Source organism: Moraxella lacunata (assembly GCF_002027545.1).
Lineage (GTDB): Bacteria > Pseudomonadota > Gammaproteobacteria > Pseudomonadales > Moraxellaceae > Moraxella > Moraxella lacunata.
In genome coordinates this window covers 33,201-52,895 of the sequence record NZ_MXAN01000081.1, presented here as the reverse complement: position 1 = coordinate 52,895, position 19,695 = coordinate 33,201, and the positions used below count along the sequence as shown (strand labels likewise).

16 protein-coding genes are annotated in these 19,695 nt (G+C 44.2%); 9 read left to right on the top strand and 7 right to left on the bottom strand.

All coding sequences use genetic code 11. The features are described 5' to 3' along the window. Nucleotides 1–97: 97 nt before the first annotated feature. The 6 genes from tatC to B5J94_RS10875 all read right to left on the bottom strand — a co-directional run bounded on the left by tatC (nt 98) and on the right by B5J94_RS10875 (nt 4,209). Nucleotides 98–856: a twin-arginine translocase subunit TatC gene (gene tatC / locus B5J94_RS10900; protein ID WP_373280014.1), complete on the bottom strand. Its 759-nt coding sequence runs from the start codon at nt 854–856 to the stop codon at nt 98–100. Beyond that, nucleotides 853–1,374, bottom strand: a complete 522-nt coding sequence (locus B5J94_RS10895; protein WP_062498389.1) for a Sec-independent protein translocase subunit TatA/TatB — start codon at nt 1,372–1,374, stop codon at nt 853–855. The genes tatC and B5J94_RS10895 overlap by 4 nt, the downstream gene beginning before the upstream one ends. A gap of 6 nt (nt 1,375–1,380) precedes the next feature. Then, complete coding sequence (gene tatA / locus B5J94_RS10890; RefSeq protein WP_062498390.1) at nt 1,381–1,602, bottom strand: Sec-independent protein translocase subunit TatA; 222 nt, start codon at nt 1,600–1,602, stop codon at nt 1,381–1,383. A 61-nt stretch (nt 1,603–1,663) separates the two neighbouring features. Further along, nucleotides 1,664–2,452, bottom strand: coding sequence for a bifunctional phosphoribosyl-AMP cyclohydrolase/phosphoribosyl-ATP diphosphatase HisIE (gene hisIE / locus B5J94_RS10885; protein WP_373280015.1), 789 nt, complete (start codon nt 2,450–2,452; stop codon nt 1,664–1,666). A gap of 48 nt (nt 2,453–2,500) precedes the next feature. After that, complete coding sequence (locus B5J94_RS10880) at nt 2,501–3,001, bottom strand: YqhA family protein (protein ID WP_062498392.1); 501 nt, start codon at nt 2,999–3,001, stop codon at nt 2,501–2,503. Then, the gene (locus B5J94_RS10875) at nt 2,998–4,209 is read right to left on the bottom strand and encodes an Lnb N-terminal periplasmic domain-containing protein (RefSeq protein WP_143821977.1); all 1,212 of its coding nucleotides are present in this window, start codon (nt 4,207–4,209) and stop codon (nt 2,998–3,000) included. The genes B5J94_RS10880 and B5J94_RS10875 overlap by 4 nt, the downstream gene beginning before the upstream one ends. A 13-nt stretch (nt 4,210–4,222) precedes the next feature. Here B5J94_RS10875 and B5J94_RS10870 point away from each other — a divergent pair, with 13 nt between their 5' ends. From B5J94_RS10870 to hemN, 4 genes are all read left to right on the top strand, one after another. Beyond that, nucleotides 4,223–5,041: a YwqG family protein gene (locus tag B5J94_RS10870; RefSeq protein ID WP_062498394.1), complete on the top strand. Its 819-nt coding sequence runs from the start codon at nt 4,223–4,225 to the stop codon at nt 5,039–5,041. 124 nt (nt 5,042–5,165) lie between these two features. Beyond that, nucleotides 5,166–5,363 carry a 50S ribosomal protein L35 gene (gene rpmI / locus B5J94_RS10865; RefSeq protein ID WP_029102391.1) on the top strand — a complete coding sequence of 66 codons (198 nt, stop codon included), beginning with the start codon at nt 5,166–5,168 and terminating at the stop codon, nt 5,361–5,363. 16 nt (nt 5,364–5,379) lie between these two features. Next, nucleotides 5,380–5,736, top strand: a complete 357-nt coding sequence (gene rplT, locus B5J94_RS10860) for a 50S ribosomal protein L20 (RefSeq protein ID WP_029102390.1) — start codon at nt 5,380–5,382, stop codon at nt 5,734–5,736. Between the two features lie 231 nt (nt 5,737–5,967). Next, nucleotides 5,968–7,344: an oxygen-independent coproporphyrinogen III oxidase gene (hemN, locus tag B5J94_RS10855; RefSeq protein WP_062498395.1), complete on the top strand. Its 1,377-nt coding sequence runs from the start codon at nt 5,968–5,970 to the stop codon at nt 7,342–7,344. A 54-nt stretch (nt 7,345–7,398) separates the two neighbouring features. Here the strand turns inward: hemN and B5J94_RS10850 are convergent, their stop codons facing one another. Continuing rightward, nucleotides 7,399–8,349: a calcium/sodium antiporter gene (locus B5J94_RS10850; protein WP_062498396.1), complete on the bottom strand. Its 951-nt coding sequence runs from the start codon at nt 8,347–8,349 to the stop codon at nt 7,399–7,401. 189 nt (nt 8,350–8,538) lie between these two features. On the opposite strand from B5J94_RS10850, the gene B5J94_RS10845 reads away from it, so the two are divergent. From B5J94_RS10845 to B5J94_RS10825, 5 genes are all read left to right on the top strand, one after another. Continuing rightward, nucleotides 8,539–11,781 (top strand): helicase-related protein, encoded by a 3,243-nt coding sequence (locus tag B5J94_RS10845; protein ID WP_062498397.1) that lies wholly within the window; start codon nt 8,539–8,541, stop codon nt 11,779–11,781. A 5-nt stretch (nt 11,782–11,786) separates the two neighbouring features. Then, nucleotides 11,787–12,452: a DUF4391 domain-containing protein gene (locus tag B5J94_RS10840; protein ID WP_062498398.1), complete on the top strand. Its 666-nt coding sequence runs from the start codon at nt 11,787–11,789 to the stop codon at nt 12,450–12,452. A 34-nt stretch (nt 12,453–12,486) separates the two neighbouring features. Continuing rightward, a complete protein-coding gene (locus B5J94_RS10835; protein ID WP_062498399.1) occupies nt 12,487–14,502 on the top strand; it encodes an RNA-binding domain-containing protein in 2,016 nt (671 codons plus the stop codon). Nucleotides 14,503–14,670: 168 nt separating this feature from the next. After that, nucleotides 14,671–16,524, top strand: coding sequence for a site-specific DNA-methyltransferase (locus tag B5J94_RS10830; RefSeq protein ID WP_062498748.1), 1,854 nt, complete (start codon nt 14,671–14,673; stop codon nt 16,522–16,524). 9 nt (nt 16,525–16,533) lie between these two features. Continuing rightward, nucleotides 16,534–19,653: a type III restriction-modification system endonuclease gene (locus B5J94_RS10825; protein WP_062498747.1), complete on the top strand. Its 3,120-nt coding sequence runs from the start codon at nt 16,534–16,536 to the stop codon at nt 19,651–19,653. Nucleotides 19,654–19,695: the final 42 nt, after the last annotated feature.

Below are 19,695 nucleotides of genomic sequence, written 5' to 3'. Positions count from 1 at the left end.
CCATTTATCTTATCAGTGCAAGGGCTTACCAGTGCAAAGACATCATCAAATTGTTGGTTAATGCCAATCTCATGAAGCCTTATCTTTTGTGCTTATATCACTGGGCGATTGATTTATCGGACTTTATGAACATGCTTGCCGCCATAAGCCCCAATTCAAACAAGATACACATGGGAATGGCAAGCATGAGCATGCTTGCTCCATCGGGGGGTGTGATGATTGCTGAGACAAAAAAACAGCCTACGATGACATATCGGCGTTTCGTGGCAAGCTGTTTGGGGGTTACAATACGCATCAGCACCAACAGCATGGTCGCCACAGGTATCTCAAACATCAGTCCAAACACCAAAAACAGCTTGATAACAAAATCCAAATAACTCTCAATATCCGTCATCGGTAGCACGTTATCAGGGGCGAACAACACAAGAAACTTTAAAGCAGGAACAAGCACCACAAAATAGGCAAACGCCACACCCACATAAAACAGCACAATGGCGGACAACAACAAAGGTATAACCGCCCTTTTCTCATGCTTATAAAGAGCGGGGGCGACAAAACCCCAAATCTGAGCGATGATAAAAGGCACACAAATGAATAATGCCGTAAAAAAAGCAAGTTTTATCGGCGCTAAAAACCCCGATGCCACCTGAGTTGCGATGATGCTGGCATTGTGAGGCAACAAGGCGACAAGTGGTCTTGAAATCAGGTCATACAAAGAACGACTCACATACATAAGTGGCAAAAACACTGCTACCACCGCCATGATTATGTAAATAAATCGGGTTCTTAATTCGGCAAAATGTGCCATGAGTGACATATCGCCATCATCTGTGCTTTGTCTGTCTAACTCACTCACACACCCCTCCGATATAGGAGCCTGTCAGCTTTATGGTTAGGTAAAAATGGGGCAGGGGGTAGACGGCGTTTTTTATCATAATCACCCAATAAAAAAAAGCGATAAGTTAAAGGTAAGGTATCGTATTGGGGCGTGGGTTGGGGATTTGTGCTTTTTGTGTCAGCGTTTTGATTGTCCTGCTTAGTATCTTGAATTTCTTGCCAATTATCCAAAATCGCACTTTGATTAGTGCGTGCCATTTGGTCGGTTTGGCGGATTTTGGTTTGTAACTCCTGCATTTGGGCTTTCATCTTGGCTTCGGACGCACGAATTTCGTCAATCTCTGCTTTTAGGGCGTTTTGTACTTCGGTGAGTTCAAGCTCGCTCACCAGCTCACTTTGTAGGCGTGCTGACATACGGCGAAAATTACCGTACCATTTGCCAAGCGTGCGTGCGGTGATGATGAGTTTTTCAGGGCCCAAGATGATGAGTGCGATGACCCCAAACAGCCCAAGCTCAAACAGCCCAAGATTAAACATAGCCTATCAGACCGTCTCGTCTTTTTTGACCTTAATCTCTTCTACTTTAACGTCTTGGGTATCATTGGTTTGGGTGAGTTTAGGTTTATCATCTTCTTTGACCGCATCTTTAAAGCCTTTGACGGCAGAGCCTAAGTCCTTGCCTGCGTTTTTAAGTTTACTCGTGCCAAACACGATGACCACCACCACCAATAAAATCAGCCAATGTGTGATAGAAAATCCGCCCATGATATTACCCTTTTAAATTTAAAAAATTAGTCTAACATAAAATTTTGACAAAATGATGAAATCAGCCCTTTGGCGTGCGTGCATTTTTCTCATCAATACCCGACAAACCAAATCGCCGTCCCAACTCGGTCAAGACATCATCGCCTGATAGCCCCAACTGGTGTAACGCCACAAGGCTATGAAACCACATATCCGCCACTTCATAGACCACGTCCGCTTTGGCGTGTTCGTCATTGTCGCCTGTGGCACGCACAAGCTGTAATTCTTTGGCGGAGATAATCGCTTCGGTCGTCTCTTCGCCCACTTTTTCTAGGATTTTATTCAGCCCTTTGTGGTATAGGCTTGACACATAAGAGCTGTCTTTGTCGGCAGTTTTTCGCTCATCTAAGATGCGGTCAAGCTCGCCAATGACTTTGCTATTATCTGGCTTAATCAGCGTATGCGGTGCGTCCACTTTTACCGCATCACCATAAATCTCACTAGGGTCTTTAATGACCTTATCCACCGCCACCCAATCAAGGCTCGCCACGTCCAATTTTTCAAAAAAACAGCTCGTCCGCCCCGTGTGGCACGCAACCCCCCCAATCTGCGTGATGATAAGCACAATCACATCTCTATCGCAATCGGTGCGAATCTCATGAACGATTTGAGTGTGTCCGCTCGTCTCGCCCTTGTGCCAAATCTTGCCACGAGAGCGACTAAAATACACCGCCGTGCCTGTCTCTACCGTCAGGCGTAAACTTTCGGCATTTTGCCATGCCATCATCAAAATTTGCCCCGTGGCGTGGTCTTGGGCGATGGCGGGAATCAGCCCATCGGCGTTAAATGTTAAATCATCAAGCCAGCTCATCATCATCTCCTATTTTGGGATATTTTATCACAAAATAGGAGATGATGGTTAATCCGTCTTATCGTGCGATGATGATTTCAAATTTTTAATCACAAACACCACCGCCACTAGCACGCACGACACCGACAGGGCAAAATACAAAGTTTCAAGCGTTGCCCCATATTCCACCGCTTGCTCCAAAAACATCACGGTCAAAATCAGCACCGCCACTTGCATGAGTATACTTTTTAAATCATGAAAATCGTGAATGTGTAGCACCTTTAAAAAACGAGAATCCACCATTTCTTTTTTGCAAATAAAAAATTGGTACAAGGCAATACTGGTAATTTGAAACACCAAGGCAATCAGCCCAATATCAAGCACCTTTAAGAGCGTTACCGCCAACTGTTTGCCTGATTTGGCGGTATCAGGCACCGCCATCACAAAGGATAGGCACAGATGAAACAAAATGTTGAGCGACATGATATAGAGTATGACAGATGATAAAAATGAAGTAAAAACAATCACATACACCAAAAATCGGCTATTTTGAAATAAAGAATTTATCATCTCTCCCCCTGTGTTGGTAGCCCTTGCTTTATCAATCTTGAAAACTTATCGCTGTCCATATCAGTTTTTATCAAATGCCCCACATACGGATTGGCGTGTGCCATCGCTCGCCATTCATCAGCCGTATAACGAGTATCAATCGCCTTTTCATCAAGCAAATATTCGGGCAACAAGCCTGCCAATAACGCCCGATAGTCAATCGGTATCGGCTCAATTTGTGCCATCATATCAAAAATGAGCGTGCTACAATTACTAATTAAGGTGTTATACCAACGGGCTTCGTGGTTGAGACTCTCGCCTTTTTGTAAATAAAGCAAAAACAGCTCACGCACGCTTTCTTTTGATAAATCAACAGGATAAATGTACACATCTTCGCCACGCACGTTGGTGCGACTGTATATCAAATCCTTCTCATCGCCCACCACAAGCCCAAGCTCAAACTGGCGAAAAAATCCCCCAATCGCCGAAAAGCTCTCATGCGACTCTTTACGAATTTCAATAGAAAAGCTTAATTTCTCGCCATTTTTAAAGCCAAAACTTGCCATGGTGTGTACGATTTTATCCAAACCCCAATCGGAGATGATAAGCTCAAAGGTTTCTAGCTCTTGCAGGTTATACTGGCGAGTTTCCCAGTTTACATCGTATTTGTCTTTATCGTACCAGCGAAAATTACGCACATTGTGCAGGGTAACCATATCGCCCTGCTGTTCGTATTGAATGATTTTGGCGACTTCATCATGCCAAATGCGGTCATTTTTTGCGTCCATGCCAAAATACCACCCAAGCCCCACACCAAAGCAGACAAGATACACCGCCAAATCCGTCCGCCGTCTAAAAATCGTCCGAGTGATAAAAAAGCCCGTTAAACTCATTGCCAAACACGCCCAAAACACCATAAAAACTTGTGTACCCAGCTCGCCAAAGGGCTTATGCACCCATAACGCCATCAGTAGCCAAAAACTGCTCACCCCAACAAAGAGCGTAAAGGCAATGGAGATGAGCCACACAAAAGCACGGGTTACAAAAAAGCGAGCGATAAACCGCTGAACGGCAGGGGGCAGAGCCTTGATAAGGGCGTTTTTGGGAAGTTGGTTAGTCGTGATTTTGGCGGATAAAAAAGGGGTATTATAAAGCAAATGCCAAATAAAATCACTTGCCATTGTCTCCACCGCCCAAACGTGCCATAATAACCATTCATACCACCACAATTAAGGACAACCCATGACCCTAACCCAAGCCTTTGCCCCATTTGCCGATGAGATTTTTGCGTCCATGCGTCCGTCCGTTCGCTTGACGTTATCTACCGACCCTGCCACACCGTTTGATAGCAAGGTTGGCGGTATGCCTTATCTGCCAAAAGATCACAGCTATCCGACAGGCACGGACGGCAAGCCTATGGCGTTTTTGGCACAGATTAACTTTGGGCAAATGCCTGCCTTGCCTGATTTTCCGACATCGGGCATTTTGCAATTTTTTATCGCCAATAACGATGATTGTTTTGGTATCAACTTTGATGACCTAACCGACCGCACAGGCTACAAACTCATCTATCACGCCCATGTGCTTGACGACATCAACGCCCTGCAAACAGACATTGACGTTGATACTGATGAATACGCCCTGCCATTTCCCACAGGACTCTCTTATCGCATCAGTTTTGATGAAGCCATGCCCCAAGCTGTTACCGCATTTGATTTTAAATTTGATGAGACCGTGCCAAACCTTGCTCAATTTTTAAACGACAAAGCCGACCAAGGCAACTACAATTGGGAGCTACACAGCGAGTACGACACATGGACACAAGCCGAGTCGCACCGTGTGGGCGGTTATCCGTTTTTTACCCAAGATGACGTGCGTGGCTGGGAGCACAGCGAGCCACTGTCTGATTATGTGCTACTGTTTCAGTTAGCCAGCGAATATGGCGATGAAGGCGTGGAGCTGATGTGGGGCGATTGTGGCGTGGGCAATTTCTTTATCCACCCTGATGATTTGGCGAATTTGCGTTTTGATAAGGCGTTTTTTACCTTTGATTGTTGTTAAGTATTGCAATCCAACCAAAAAACCTTTATAATACACGTCCCACCTTCCGCTATTTATTTTTTAAAAATAAATTGGCAAAAAGGTTCATCGGTTGGTCTGCCAACCTTTAATAAAGAGGCTACTTATGAAAGTAAAACTAAAAACCAAACGTGGTGCGGCAAAGCGTTTTAAAAAAACCGCCAACGGCTTTAAACGCAAACAAGCGTTCAAACGCCACATTTTGACCAAAAAATCTCCTAAGCGTATCCGCCAACTTCGTGGTTGCGTCATGGTTCACGTCGCTGACGTTCCATCAATCCGCCGTATGTGCCCATACATTTAATATCTAGGAGAATATAATGGCTCGTGTAAAACGTGGTGTACAGGCTAACCGCCGTCATAAAAAAGTCTTGGCTCGTGCAAAAGGTTACTATGGTGCACGCTCTCGTGTGTATCGTGTTGCCGTACAAGCGGTAATGAAAGCAGGTCAGTATGCTTATAGAGACCGTCGTAACAAAAAACGCTCTTTCCGCCGTCTGTGGATTGCTCGTATCAATGCAGGTGCTCGTCTAAATGGTCTGTCATACAGCCGTCTTATCAATGGTCTTAAAAAGGCAAGCATTGAGATTGACCGCCGTATCCTAGCAGACATCGCCATGCATGACGCAGCAGCGTTCACGGCAATCTGCGAAAAAGCAAAGTCTGCCCTAGCCTAAGCTAACAGCTTACTTAAAAACCCCAGAACTTTTGTTTTGGGGTTTTGTTTTACTCATTGAATAAATTTGCCAATTAATCCAATTACCCCCAATCCGCACCGCTTTGGCATTTTTAAACAATGCTTTTGTTGGGCGTGCTTTTCATATCCTGTCAATCCCCAAAAGTATTATTGTCTCGCACCGCCCAAACAGTTATAATAACATTCCAATACCCATTTATTGACAACCGCCATGCACCATTTTAGCCAAGTCAGCTTTGATGAAGCCTTGATTCAAAAATACAACCGTCAAGGCCCCCGTTACACGTCCTATCCGACCGCCTTAGAGTTTGCCCCCATTGCAGACGGTGTGGAGATGAGCATTTTACAACAAAAAGACCCTGCCGTCCCCCTATCGTTCTACATTCATATCCCCTTTTGCCGTCATCTGTGCTATTACTGCGGTTGCAACAAAATCATCACCAAGAAAAACAGCGACTCGGGCGATTATCTAGACTATCTGTTTAGAGAAATTCGCCATAAAAAATCCCTGCTAAACGGTAATGCAAAGGTCAAACAAGTCCATTTAGGGGGCGGTACACCCACCTTTTTGAGCGATGATGAACTAAGCATATTGTGGCGGTTTTTACAAGATGAATTTGACTTTGCTGATGACGGGGATTATTCGGTAGAGATTGATCCACGAGAGCTTCGACAGACGACTTTGGCGGTGTTACGCTCGCTGGGGGTCAATCGCTTATCGTTTGGGGTGCAGGATTTGGACGAGACCGTGCAAATCGCCGTGAACCGTGTACAGCCCCACAGCATGGTGCAGGCGGTCATGCGTGAAGCCAGAGAACTGGGCTTTGGTTCGATTAATATTGACTTGATTTATGGTCTGCCCCATCAGAGTGTGGCGAGCATGGCGGACACGGTCGCCAAAATCATCGCCCTAGCCCCTGACCGCTTATCGGTGTTTAACTACGCCCATTTGCCCGAGCGATTTACCGCCCAACGCCGTATCAAAGATGACGACCTGCCTAGTCCTGCCGACAAGCTCACCATGTTTGGCAACACCATCAAGGCACTCACGGACGCAAGTTATCAGTACATTGGCATTGACCATTTTGCCCGCCCTGATGATGACATGGCAATCGCCCAACGCCAAGGCAAGCTCCATCGCAACTTTCAAGGCTATGCCATCTTGGGCGAGTGCGACCTACTCTCGTTTGGGGTCAGCAGTATCAGTCAGATTGGCGAGCATATCCTACAAAACTCCACTGATTTAAAAGCCTATCAAGCACGCATTAATGACGGCACGCTCCCTGCCGTCAAGCACATCAGGGCAGATGAAAAGGACAAGCTGCGCCGTTATGTCATCATGAACTTATTATGCCATGACCGCTTGGACTTTGCCGATGTTGATGAGCGATTCGGCATTGACAGTCGCCGTTATTTTGAGCCAGAGCTGGCAAACCTACACCAAATGGCAGAAGATGGGCTTGTCTTTATCGATGAAACCGGCGTACAAATCCTACCCAAAGGGCGGATACTGGGGCGTAACGTGGCAATGGTCTTTGATGAATATCTAACCCAAAAGCATAGCGGACGGTTTAGCAAAGTCATCTGACATCCAATAAAAACGACCATCACATGTATGGTCGTTTTTTATGCAAAGTATGGTTTAACCACCCACAAACAGCCATACCGTATAGCCGATAAAGATAGACAACAGCACCGCACCCACGCCACGCCCGAGTTTTTGACTGCCACGCACGGCAAGCAGGCACAGGATAAACAACAGTCCCGTCACCCCACCCATGACAATCATATCACGGCTCACCACTTCCTGAGCCACCGCCATGGGCATGATGGCGGCAGGAATGCCCACGACCGCTAGGGTGTTAAAGATGTTTGAGCCGATGACGTTACCCAAAGCCATTTCATCTTCGCCCTTGCGTGCAGCGATGATGGATGAGACCAGCTCGGGCAAGCTCGTACCTATTGCCACAATGGTAAGACCAATGATAAGCTCGGACAGCCCTGCGATTTTGGCAATCTCCACCGCTCCCCACACCACAAGGCGTGAACTTAGCACCAATACCACCAAGCCCCCGATGAGTTTGGCGACCGCCACGCCCATGCGAAAATCCACCGTGTCAGGCACGTCATCGCTGGCGGACTTGCCCAGTTTTGCCATATAAATCTGAAACGCCAAAAACACCGCCAACACCCCAAGGAGTATCGCCCCGTCCAGACGGCTCACTTGTCCGTCCAATAACTGAAAAATCGCCAAAGCGGTAATGCCGATGAGTATCAAAAAGTCGGATTTGACCAAGGATTTTTGGATAAACAAAGGGCTTACCAACGCTGTTGCACCCAGCACAAGCGTGATGTTGGTAATGTTTGAGCCGTACGCATTACCCAGTGCCAAACCAGGGGCTCCGTTTAGCGTGGACAACACCGACACGACAATCTCAGGGGCGGATGTGCCCACCCCAATGACCAGCATACCCACCAACAGTTTGGGCATACCAAATTTTAGGGCGATGCCAGACGACCCTTCAATAAAAAACTCGGCACTATACACAAGCAAGGCAATGCCGACAATCATCGCAATAATGGCTAATAACATAACATAAAAGATAAGAAAAGGGGTGTGTATTTTAGCATGGACACCACGGCAATCTTATGTAATTATTGTGTATTTTTATTAACATGCTTAGGCTATCGAGCACTGCTCAAAACTCTTTTTTGAATACACTTGACATCTACCAACATATCCTTTATTTTAAAGCGAAGAGCGATACACCCAAGGCAACACATGACACTCATAGACAATATCAATCATCTGCTTGCTGATGAGATAAAACAACACCTAAACTCAAATACCCAATGTAAATTCATTGGTGATAGTTTTTCTATTTATGCTTATGAAACCCTAAAAGAACACTTAAATCAATTGCAAAGTTTTGATTTTATTTTTAGCTCATTCAGTTTTGAGCCGGTCTCTGCCGTTGCCCAAGACAAAAAAGAAAAAAGAGAATTTTTTATTCCTAAGCCAACTTATGAGAAAAGTTTATATGGCAGTGAATTTGAAATTCACCTAAAAAACAAACTCAATCAAAAAGCCATTGCCAAAGAGTGTGCTAATTGGATAAGGCAAAAAGCCACTTTTAAGTCCAATATCAGCAATCAATCCATACAAAATTTTTGTATCTTAAAATATGAAAATCATCATTTCTTATACACCCCAGTTTCCCAAGGGTTTACGCCTGTGGGGTTGGGTTTACAAAAAAGCAATGCATTATCTAATTTTGTCTATGTCATGAACGACACCAGTGCTGTCAAACAGCATGAAATGGTATTTGACCAGTTATGGTGCGACCCCACAAAAGCACATGATGTCAGCCAAGAAATCGTTCGCCACATAGAGTCAGTTTATCAAGAAAACGACCCACAAAGAATTTATTTTTTGGCATTGTATCATTTGTTTAAGGAATTTTTAGACGACAGCAATGAGGACAATCTACCTAATGATAAAACGGGCTATCAAAATACGCTTATTTGGCAGAAATTGTTTGAATTTCAAAAAGATGCTGTTATCGGTATTATCAATAAGTTAGAAAAGTTCAATGGCTGTATCCTAGCCGATAGCGTGGGTCTGGGCAAGACTTTTAGTGCTTTGGCAGTCATCAAATATTATGAACTTAGAAATAAAAGTGTTTTGGTGCTATGCCCCAAAAAGTTAAGCGATAACTGGACAAGTTATAACACCAATGTCATCACTAATATTTTTGCCAAAGACCGATTTAATTATGATGTTTTATATCACACAGACCTATCTAGAACATCGGGGCATACTTTGGGTATGGATTTGTCCAAAATAAACTGGGGAAATTATGATTTGCTGGTGATAGATGAGTCGCATAATTTTAGAAATAAAGAATATTTTAAAGATAAAGAAACACGCTATGATCATTTGATGAACAAAATCATTCGCCAAGGGGTAAAAACCAAGGTTCTGATGTTGTCTGCTACGCCTGTTAATAATAAATTCAACGACCTAAAAAATCAGCTTGCCTTAGCTTATGAAGGCGATAGCAGTTTATTAGAAGATAAATTAGACATCAATCAAAGCATAGACACAATATTTAGAAAAGCCCAAACTGCCTTCAATGAATGGACAAAGCTACCGCCTGAGTATCGTACAACCGATGCTATTTTAAACAAACTAGAATTGGATTTTTTTAAGCTCTTAGATAGCGTTACCATTGCTCGTTCAAGAAAGCACATTCAAACTTTTTATGACACCAAAGCCATTGGTAAATTCCCCACTCGCCACAAGCCCCTATCTTATCGCTGTGGCATTAGTGTGGATAATAACATTGCCTTAAATGACATTTACACGCTATTAGCCAGCATTAAGATGACGGTCTATGCCCCCATGGGTTATATCTTGCCAAGCAGGTTGGCACAGTATGCTGAACTGTTTGATACCACCACAGGCACAGGCTCTCGCTTTCGCCAAGCTGACCGTGAAAAAAGCCTACAATCTTTGATGACAGTCAATCTTTTAAAACGCCTTGAAAGCTCCATTCATGCGTTTAGACTAACCCTAACCAAAATGAAAACGCTCATGAGTGATATTTTGGGGCAGATTGACGATTTTCATAGAAAGCAGATTGGCTCAGGTGAGGTGGCATTGCCCAATATTGACGATGATGATGAAGATATGATTGGTGGCGTGCTAAAAATTCGCCTAGATGACATGGATACCCGAAGTTTTGAGCGCGCCTTAAAAGACGACATGGCAGTGATTGATGAGCTGTTGTCTCTTATTTGTCATATCAATACCCACAAAGATGTCAAGCTCCAACAACTCATCGCTCATATCACCCACAAAATCCAAAATCCCATCAACCCAGACAACAAAAAAGTCATTGTTTTTACCGCCTTTGCTGATACGGCTGATTACCTGTATGAGACCGTATCAACTTATTTTTTGACGCATTTTGGCTTGCATACCGCCAAAATCACAGGCACAAACAACCACTCCACCCTTGGCAAAATGCCAAATAGCCAAAAAAGCTATGATTTGCAAGGATTATTGACGTTGTTTTCACCGCAATCCAAGCAAAAGGCGGACATCTTTCCCAACGAATCTCGTGCGATTGATATTTTGATAGCCACTGACTGTATCTCAGAGGGTCAGAACTTGCAAGATTGCGATTATCTCATCAACTATGACATTCATTGGAATCCTGTGCGTATCATTCAGCGTTTTGGGCGGATTGACCGTATCGGCTCGCCCAACGACAGCATTCAACTTGTCAATTATTGGCCAGACATCAGTCTTGATGAGTACATCAATCTCAAAGAGCGTGTGGAGAATCGCATGGCGATTGTAGATATGACAAGCACTGGTGATGATGACATTCTAAAACACCAAAGTCATGACATGGCATACCGCAAAGAGCAACTAAAACGCCTACAAAACGAAGTGCTAGACTTAGAAGATGTGGGCGGTGGTGTGTCTATCACGGATTTGGGACTTAATGATTTTCGCATGGAGCTGCTTGCCTATCTGGATAAGCACCCCGCCATAAAACGCCTACCCCACGGACTGCACACCGTAATACCCCATAATGATGAGTATGGGCTAAGTGCAGGGGTTGTTTTTGTGCTAAAACTTAAAAACGCCAAAAAAGAGCTGGGTGGACAAAATCCTTTGTACCCTTACTTTGTCATTTATCTAAACAAAGCAGGTGAGATACTCTACAATCACACCAAAGCCAAACATCTCCTAGATTTGCTCGCTCAGGCGTGTCGTCATACTGACACGCCCATTACATCAGCGTACGAGCTATTTAATGAACGCACCAAGGACGGACGGGACATGAGCGAGTATTCTGCCTTACTAGACAATGCCATTGCCCATATCCAAGACCGCCAAACTCAAAGCGACATTGACAGTCTGTTTGGCAGTCGTCACACCCAAGCCTTAGAGCATGAGATTTCAGGGTTGAACGACTTTGAGCTTATCAACTTTTTTGTCATTGAGTAGTCGCCATGAACATCCGCCACCACTATCCTGCCACCACCGAAGTCGGACAAGTCATCGCCAAAAGCCGATTTTATGAACAAGGCAACGCCAATGCTCGCATACAGCGACTGTTTACCCAAGAGATAGAAAAAATCATTTGGGCAAACAAGCTCTCGCCTGCCACACTAAACATCCATGCAGGTAAAGACGTGGCGGAGATTCAGATTTTTCATCTTATCACACGCACAAACACCCTAAATACCGACATCTTGACATATATAGACAGACTGATACCAAGCCCCATCATCTTTGAAAGCCACCACCCAAATGGCAGTATCTACCAAACTGCCACTTACAAACGCCAAAATCTTGCCGACAAAGACAAACTTGTCTTGGACGACTATTACACATCAAAAGATTTGGCAAATGTACCAAGTGCTGATTTGCCGATATTGCCCAATTTAGATGAGCTGTACGCTTATTTTATTCATACACTATTACCCTGCCCAGCACCAACAGGCTCTTTTGCCAGTAATTTATCCCAAAATCTACAAAAAGCACGCCAAACTCACCAGCTACAAAAACAGCTGACTAAACTCACCGCCAAACTTGCCAAAGAAAAACAGTTCAATCGCAAAGTACAAATAAACAGCGAAATACAAGCCATACAAAGACAGCTTAATTTGGTGTAAAATAGCACAATTCACCCAATCATAACTTATCACAATGAATAATCACTACTTTATCAATGACATCATCAATAGCATTGACAGCAATCACTTAGACATACTGCAAGAAAGCATAGAAATAGAATGTAAACTTGCCACAGGAAAAGACGGCAGGGGCAGTTTGCCCAGTGCTTTTTGGGAAAGTTACAGTGCTTTTGCCAACACCAATGGCGGTGTGGTTGTGCTTGGTGTCAAAGAAAAAAATGGGCAGTTTGAGGTACAAGGCATTGTCGATGTTGCCAAAGTCAAAAAAGAGCTTTTTGACAATCTAAACAACAAAAAGAAAGTCAGCACCAATCTTTTGAGTGACAGTGATATACACGAATGGCAAATTGATGATAAAGTGGTCATGCTGGTAGCCGTCCCCCGAGCCAAACGCACTCAACAACCTGTTCACCTAACCGAAAACCCTTATGGCAACACCTTTATTCGCCAACATGAGGGCGATTATCGGCTAGATGATGACAAAGTAAACCTACTCATCGCTGAAAAACAATTGGAAAATCGTGATGATGAAGTATTGGAACATTATACAATTGAGGACTTGGATTTAACTTCTATACAAGACTATCGCCAAATTTATACCAACCTAAACCCCAACTCACCCTTTAACAGCTACGACACCCAAAAGTTTTTGCAACAAATCGGAGCTTACGGCGTCAACCGCTCAAAAAAGATTAGTGGTGTTACCAAAGCAGGTCTGTTGATGTTTGGGCAATTGTCTGCCATTCAGGATATTTTCCCCAATTATTTTGTGGATTATAGGGAATATCTGAATAACAACCCCCGTTGGAGTCATCGCCTAGCCCTAGACGGCAACTGGTCAGGCAATCTTTTTGACTTTTATCGCCATGTTGCCTACCGCTTACCCCAAGGGCTAGATGTTCCATTTGCCCTAAAAGACGGTATACGCCAAGATGAAACGCCTGTGCATGATGCCCTAAGAGAGGCGTTGGTTAATTGTCTCATTCACGCCAATTATGCTGACCGTATGCCTATTTTGGTAGAAAAATACGAACATGAGTTTTGCTTTTCCAACCCCGGCACTATGCGTATCTCTGCCCAGTATGCCCTAGAACATACTGGCAGTAGCGACTGTCGCAACCGAAAATTACAGCAGATGTTCCGCCTTATTAAGGCTTGTGAGCAAGCAGGCACGGGCATTCAAACCATTCACGACAGTTGGGCAGAACAACATTGGCAAAAACCCACTTTTGAAGAAAGACGAGAACCCAATCATCAAACCCTTGTCAAATTAAAAATCGCCAGTCTATACCCCCAAAACATCATTAACGATTTGGTGATACAGTTCGGACAAGCGTTTGATACACTTAGCCAAGATGAAAGAGTGGTGCTGGCTACCATAAAAATGGAAACAACCAGCACCAATACACGCCTACAAAAGCTCTTGGGCATACACCCCACAGACATTACCAAACTGCTTAGACAGTTGATACAAAAAAACATGCTCCAAAAGTCAGGTAAAGGCACAGGCACAGTTTATAGGCTAGCAGACACCAACCCTACCGACTTATTTAGTTTATCTGATACACCCTTGGGCACCCCGATTGGCATACCTATACCTAACGCCAAAACGGACGATTCTATCATTACAGCCACTAACCCCAACACCGGACTCGATAAGCCCAATGCCGGAGTTAATGCCGGAGTTGATAACCCCAATGCCGGAGTTAATGCCGGACTCGATAAGCCTAATGCCGGAGTTAATGCCGGAGTTAATCCAACAGACATACTACCCACGCCACTAAACGTCAAGCAACAAATACAGGAACAAATACTGTCTTTGTGTGCAGAACAGCCCTTATCATCTGCCCAAATTGCACATTTTTTACAAAAAAACAAAGACGGCATTAGAAATCGCTACATCTCTGAGCTTGTAAAACGTGGGTTTTTGGCATTTAGCTTTCCAGAAAGCCCAAACAGCAAAAAACAAACCTACTTCACCACCGAACAAGGCAAACTTTTCTTAGTACAACATGATAAGTACATGTAATAAGTACATGTAATAAGTACATGTAATAAGTACATGTAATAAGTACATGTAATAAGTACATGTAATAAGTACATGTAATAAGTACATGTAATAAGTACATGTAATAAGTACATGTAATAAGTACATGTAATAAGTACATGTAATAAGTACCAACCCTAAGGATACCCCATGACCCTAAAACTCCACTCCCCCGATCTAACCTGCCAAAACATCGCCAAAATCGCCGAGCTGTTCCCAAACGTACTCACCGAACACACAGACGAACACGGCAACACCGTCCCTGCCATTGACTTTGAGCTACTTCGCCAAGAGCTGTCATCGTCCATCGTGGAGGGCAGTCAAGAACGCTACCGCCTAGATTGGGTGGGCAAACGTGAGGCAATACTCACCGCCAACCGCCCTATTTATAAGACCTTACGACCATACAAAGATGAGAGCGTGCAGTTTGACACCACCCAAAATCTCTTTATAGAGGGCGACAACCTAGACGCCCTAAAACTGCTCCAAGACACCTACCTTGGGGCGGTTAAGATGATATACATTGACCCGCCTTATAACACCGGCAACGACTTTATTTATAATGACGATTTTGCCACCGACAGCGAGGACTACCTTGCCAAATCCGAGCAATATGACGACATCGGCAACCGCCTAACCATTAACACCGAAAGCAACGGACGCTTTCACTCCGACTGGCTGTCTATGATGTATGCACGGCTAAAACTTGCCAGAAATCTATTATCTGAACAAGGATTGATATTTCTGGCTATTGGAGAAGAAGAGTGTTGCAATTTGCAAGTTATGGCTAATGAAGTTTTTGGCAGAAATAATTATTATGGAACAATTAGTTGGACAGCCACAACCAAAGCCATGAATGCAGGTTCAGCTAAGTACAAATTACAAAAGTCCGAAGAGTATATACATGTTTACGGTAGAGTGCCAATGCAAGAACATGAAAATTTTCACTTAGAACTAAAAGGTTACAAAGAATACCCATTTGTCTCCGAAAATGGCGACAAATATCGTTTAGAAGAAATTCAACAACGAAAAAATATTGGTATCAAACGTTCTGAAAAAATGGTTTTTGAGATATTGGGTGTTATGCCACAGAATGAATATCGTTGGACTATTGGTTTTGATACAGCTAAACAACTTGAAAAGAATGGTGATGTCATACTACAAAAAGGAAAAGTCATTAGAAAGATTTACGAGAAAGATGAGAGTTCCGAATCGCACTTTCCATTGTGGGCAAACTTTTCAGACGGATATGGCACAAGCGAAACAGGCAAAGCGTTACTAAGGGAAATTTTAGGTAAGGAGCATGGCTTTGAAACCGTTAAGCCCATTGAATTGATTGAAAAATTACTATTCCACTTTACTTCCGATAATGATATTATTTTGGACTTTTTTGCAGGCTCTGGAACTACTGCTCATGCGGTTATGCAGATGAATGCTAAAAACAAAAATAGTCATAGGCAATTTATCATGGTTCAAGTTAATGAGCCAACAAAAGAAGGTTCTGATACACACAAAGCTGGTTACAAAACAATTTCTGACCTTACAAAAGATAGATTAAGATTGGCAGGAGCAAAAATCAGCACCGACCACCCCCATGTGGATACAGGCTTTCGTGTCTTAAAAATAGACAGCTCCAACATGAAAGACGTGTATTACCAGCCCCATGCCCTAACTCAGGCGGATTTGGTTGAGATGACAAGCCACATCAAGGACGATCGCACGGACGAGGATTTGTTGTTTCAAGTCATGTTAGATTTCGGCGTGCCGTTGTCGCTACCGATTGACTGTCGCACCATAGACGGACAGAACGTGTATTTTGTGGCGGGCAATTCGCTTGTGGCGTGCTTTGACGGGCTTAGCACCACTATCGTTGATGAAGTTGCCAAAGTCGCCCCACTGCGTTTTGTGTCATCGGAGCGTGCCATCGCCCACGACCAAGACAAAACCAACATCAAAGAGCGGTTTGGGCAGTTGTCAGCACAGACGGACGTGAGATTTATTTAGGAGAGCAAGATGAAAATCCGTTTTAATGCCTTGCCTTATCAGCACAAGGCGGTTAGTGCTGTGAGTGATTGCTTTGTCGGACAGCCGTATCAGTCGGGGCTGTCATACCGCCGTGATGTGGGCGTGCAGGGCATGGGACAGGGGCAACTGTTTGGGGCGACCCAAGGCAGTTTTGATGAGATAGACGAGACGGGCTTTGCCAATGCTCCCTTGGCTGACTCATGCCACATTCTCGCCAATATCCAAGCCGTTCAGCGTACACAAAACCTGCCCCTATCTGACGAGCTTATCAATAATGATAAAGAAAAAGGCAAACCTGCCAATCTGACAGGGGCGATGATAAATCTTGATGTGGAAATGGAGACAGGCACAGGCAAGACGTATTGCTATATTCGTACGATGTTTGAGCTAAATGCCCGCTATGGCTGGGGCAAATTTATCATCGTGGTGCCAAGCATTGCCATTCGTGAGGGCGTGTACAAGACGTTGCAGATGACGGCAGAGCATTTTTATGAGGAGTATCACAAAAAGATACGCTTTTTTATTTATGACTCAAAAAACTTACACCAATTAGATACGTTTAGTGCCACCAACGAGATAAGCGTAATGGTCATCAACGTGCAAGCCTTTAACGCCACAGGCAAGGACAACAGACGGATTTATGATGAGCTTGATGACTTTGGTTCTCGCCGCCCCATTGATGTCATCGCCAAAAACCGTCCCATTCTTATCCTAGACGAACCCCAAAAAATGCAAGCTGACAAGACGTTGTCATCGCTTGCCAATTTCAAGCCTTTGTTTATCCTGCGATACTCCGCCACCCACAAAAAACAATACAACCTTGTGCATAGACTGGACGCTTTGGATGCTTATAATGGGCGACTTGTCAAAAAAATTACGGTCAAAGGCATAGAAGTCAAAGGGCTGTCAGGGGTCAATGGCTACTTGTACTTACAACGTATCAACATCTCAACGTCCGCCCCCACCGCCCAGCTTGAACTTGAAATCAAAACTGCCAAAGGATTTAGGCGAGCCGTCCGCAAAGTGGGCAAGGGCGATGATTTGTACACGCTATCAGGCGAGTCTGAGCAGTACCGTGGCTACATCGTCTCGGAGATAGATGCACGGATTGGCGTGATTGAGTTTGTCAATGGCGTGTCGGTTGCTCTTGGGCAGGCGGTGGGCGATGTGGGTGAGACCACGTTGCGTACCATTCAGATTCGTGAGTGTATTTTGGCTCATTTAGAAAAAGAGGCGTTGTTGTATCGCCAAGGCATTAAGGTGCTAAGTCTGTTTTTTATTGATGAAGTCGCCAAATACCGCTTGTATGATGAAAATAATCAATCAGTAGCAGGCGAGTATGCCAAGATTTTTGAGCAAGAATACGACAAGGCGGTAGAGGCGTATTTGGATTTGAATTTACAAAACGACCCTTATCAGGAATATTTACGTGGTATCGCCACAAGCCAAACGCACAACGGCTATTTTAGCGTGGACAAAAAATCCAAACGACTTACCAACCCCCAAATCAAAAAATCAGAGGAATATACTTCCGATGATAAGGACGCTTATGAGCTGATTTTAAAAGACAAAGAGCGTCTGCTGTCCTTTGATGAGCCGACCCGTTTTATTTTTAGTCATTCTGCCTTGCGTGAGGGCTGGGACAACCCCAATGTGTTTGTCATCTGCACCCTAAAACACTCCGACAACACCATATCCAGACGACAAGAGATGGGGCGTGGACTGCGTTTGGCAGTCAATAAAGACGGCGTGCGTATGGACAGCAATTTTTTTGGTGGCTTATCGGACGTTCACAAAGTCAACAACCTAACAGTCGTAACCAACGAAAGCTATACCGAATTTGCCAAAAATTTACAAAGCGAGATTCGCCAAAGTCTGACATCAAGAACAAGCCAAGCCACGCCAGAATTTTTTAAGGGCAAAGTGATAAGCGTTCATGGGCAACAGCACATCATCAGCGAGACCGAGGCAAAGCAGATTCATAAATATCTGTCAAAGCATGATTTTATTGATGACAACGACTATCTATTGCCAAGTTATCAAGATGCCAAACGTGCAGGGGAATTACCTGCACTGCCTGAGAATTTGGCGGACAAGGCACAGGCGGTATTTGGGCTGATTGACAGCGTGCTTGATGCGTCCGCTTTGGATAATATGATTGACAACAGTAATGCCAAAATCACAAATCCCAGCAATGCCAACCTTGCCAAGCAAGAATTTTTGGCGTTGTGGCAGACCATCAACCAAAAAGCCACATTTCAAATTCGCCTAGACAGCGACAGACTTATCCGCCAAAGCATACAAGCGATAGAAACTGAGAACAGAACGCTTAGCAATCAGTTTGTGCCAAAACTAAGCTACACCATCGCCCAAAGCAGTCAAAAGGATACTTTGTCTTTGTCCGACTTAGACAACAGCCAAGCCTTTGACAATGCCACCACCAAACGAGTGCGTGCCGATATCGCCATGACGACCACACTACGCTACGACCTTGTGGGCGATGTCGCCAAAAAGACCAATCTAACTCGCAAAACAGTGGTGGCGATTTTGCAGGGCATATCGCCTGTGGTGTTTTTGCAGTACAAATACAACCCTGAGGGCTTTATCAATAAAGTCAGTCAGCTTATCAATGACACTCAGGCGGTCATGCTCGTACAAGATCTTAGTTATCATCTGCTGGACAAACGCCACCAGACCAATGAGATTTTTATGGCAAATACACCAATCGACAAAGACAGCTTTTTGGCAACCAAGCACGTTTTGGACTATGTGCCTACCGATTCTGAGATTGAACAAAAATTCGCCAAAGCCTTAGACGGTGCGGACGAAGTGGCGGTTTATGCCAAATTGCCCGACAAATTTCAAATCCCTACACCCTTCGGTGGCTACAATCCTGATTGGGCGATTGCGTTTCGTCATGGGGCGGTACGCCATGTGTATTTTGTTGCCGAAACCAAAGGCTCGCATAAAGAAAATAGCCTAAGAACAGACGAAAAGCACAAAATTGACAGTGCCAGACGGTTTTTTGAGACACTAAACGAGCAAGGCAGTCAAGTCAAATATGACGTGGTGGATAGCTTTGAAAGGCTCATGCAAATCGTTGGCTAAAACAAAAACCGAATGGCAATTTCCCATTCGGTTTTTTATCAG

Bases quoted from the DNA above. Each gene is read 5' to 3' on its own strand.
- B5J94_RS10870 (WP_062498394.1), top strand. From the start codon at position 4,223: ATGACCCTAACCCAAGCCTTTGCCCCATTTGCCGATGAGATTTTTGCG.
- rpmI (WP_029102391.1), top strand. From the start codon at position 5,166: ATGAAAGTAAAACTAAAAACCAAACGTGGTGCGGCAAAGCGTTTTAAA.
- B5J94_RS10825 (WP_062498747.1), top strand. From the start codon at position 16,534: ATGAAAATCCGTTTTAATGCCTTGCCTTATCAGCACAAGGCGGTTAGT.
- hisIE (WP_373280015.1), bottom strand. From the start codon at position 2,452: ATGAGCTGGCTTGATGATTTAACATTTAACGCCGATGGGCTGATTCCC.
- B5J94_RS10835 (WP_062498399.1), top strand. From the start codon at position 12,487: ATGAATAATCACTACTTTATCAATGACATCATCAATAGCATTGACAGC.
- B5J94_RS10845 (WP_062498397.1), top strand. From the start codon at position 8,539: ATGACACTCATAGACAATATCAATCATCTGCTTGCTGATGAGATAAAA.
- rplT (WP_029102390.1), top strand. From the start codon at position 5,380: ATGGCTCGTGTAAAACGTGGTGTACAGGCTAACCGCCGTCATAAAAAA.
- B5J94_RS10830 (WP_062498748.1), top strand. From the start codon at position 14,671: ATGACCCTAAAACTCCACTCCCCCGATCTAACCTGCCAAAACATCGCC.
- B5J94_RS10895 (WP_062498389.1), bottom strand. From the start codon at position 1,374: ATGTTTAATCTTGGGCTGTTTGAGCTTGGGCTGTTTGGGGTCATCGCA.
- B5J94_RS10840 (WP_062498398.1), top strand. From the start codon at position 11,787: ATGAACATCCGCCACCACTATCCTGCCACCACCGAAGTCGGACAAGTC.
- B5J94_RS10880 (WP_062498392.1), bottom strand. From the start codon at position 3,001: ATGATAAATTCTTTATTTCAAAATAGCCGATTTTTGGTGTATGTGATT.
- B5J94_RS10850 (WP_062498396.1), bottom strand. From the start codon at position 8,349: ATGTTATTAGCCATTATTGCGATGATTGTCGGCATTGCCTTGCTTGTG.
- tatA (WP_062498390.1), bottom strand. From the start codon at position 1,602: ATGGGCGGATTTTCTATCACACATTGGCTGATTTTATTGGTGGTGGTG.
- hemN (WP_062498395.1), top strand. From the start codon at position 5,968: ATGCACCATTTTAGCCAAGTCAGCTTTGATGAAGCCTTGATTCAAAAA.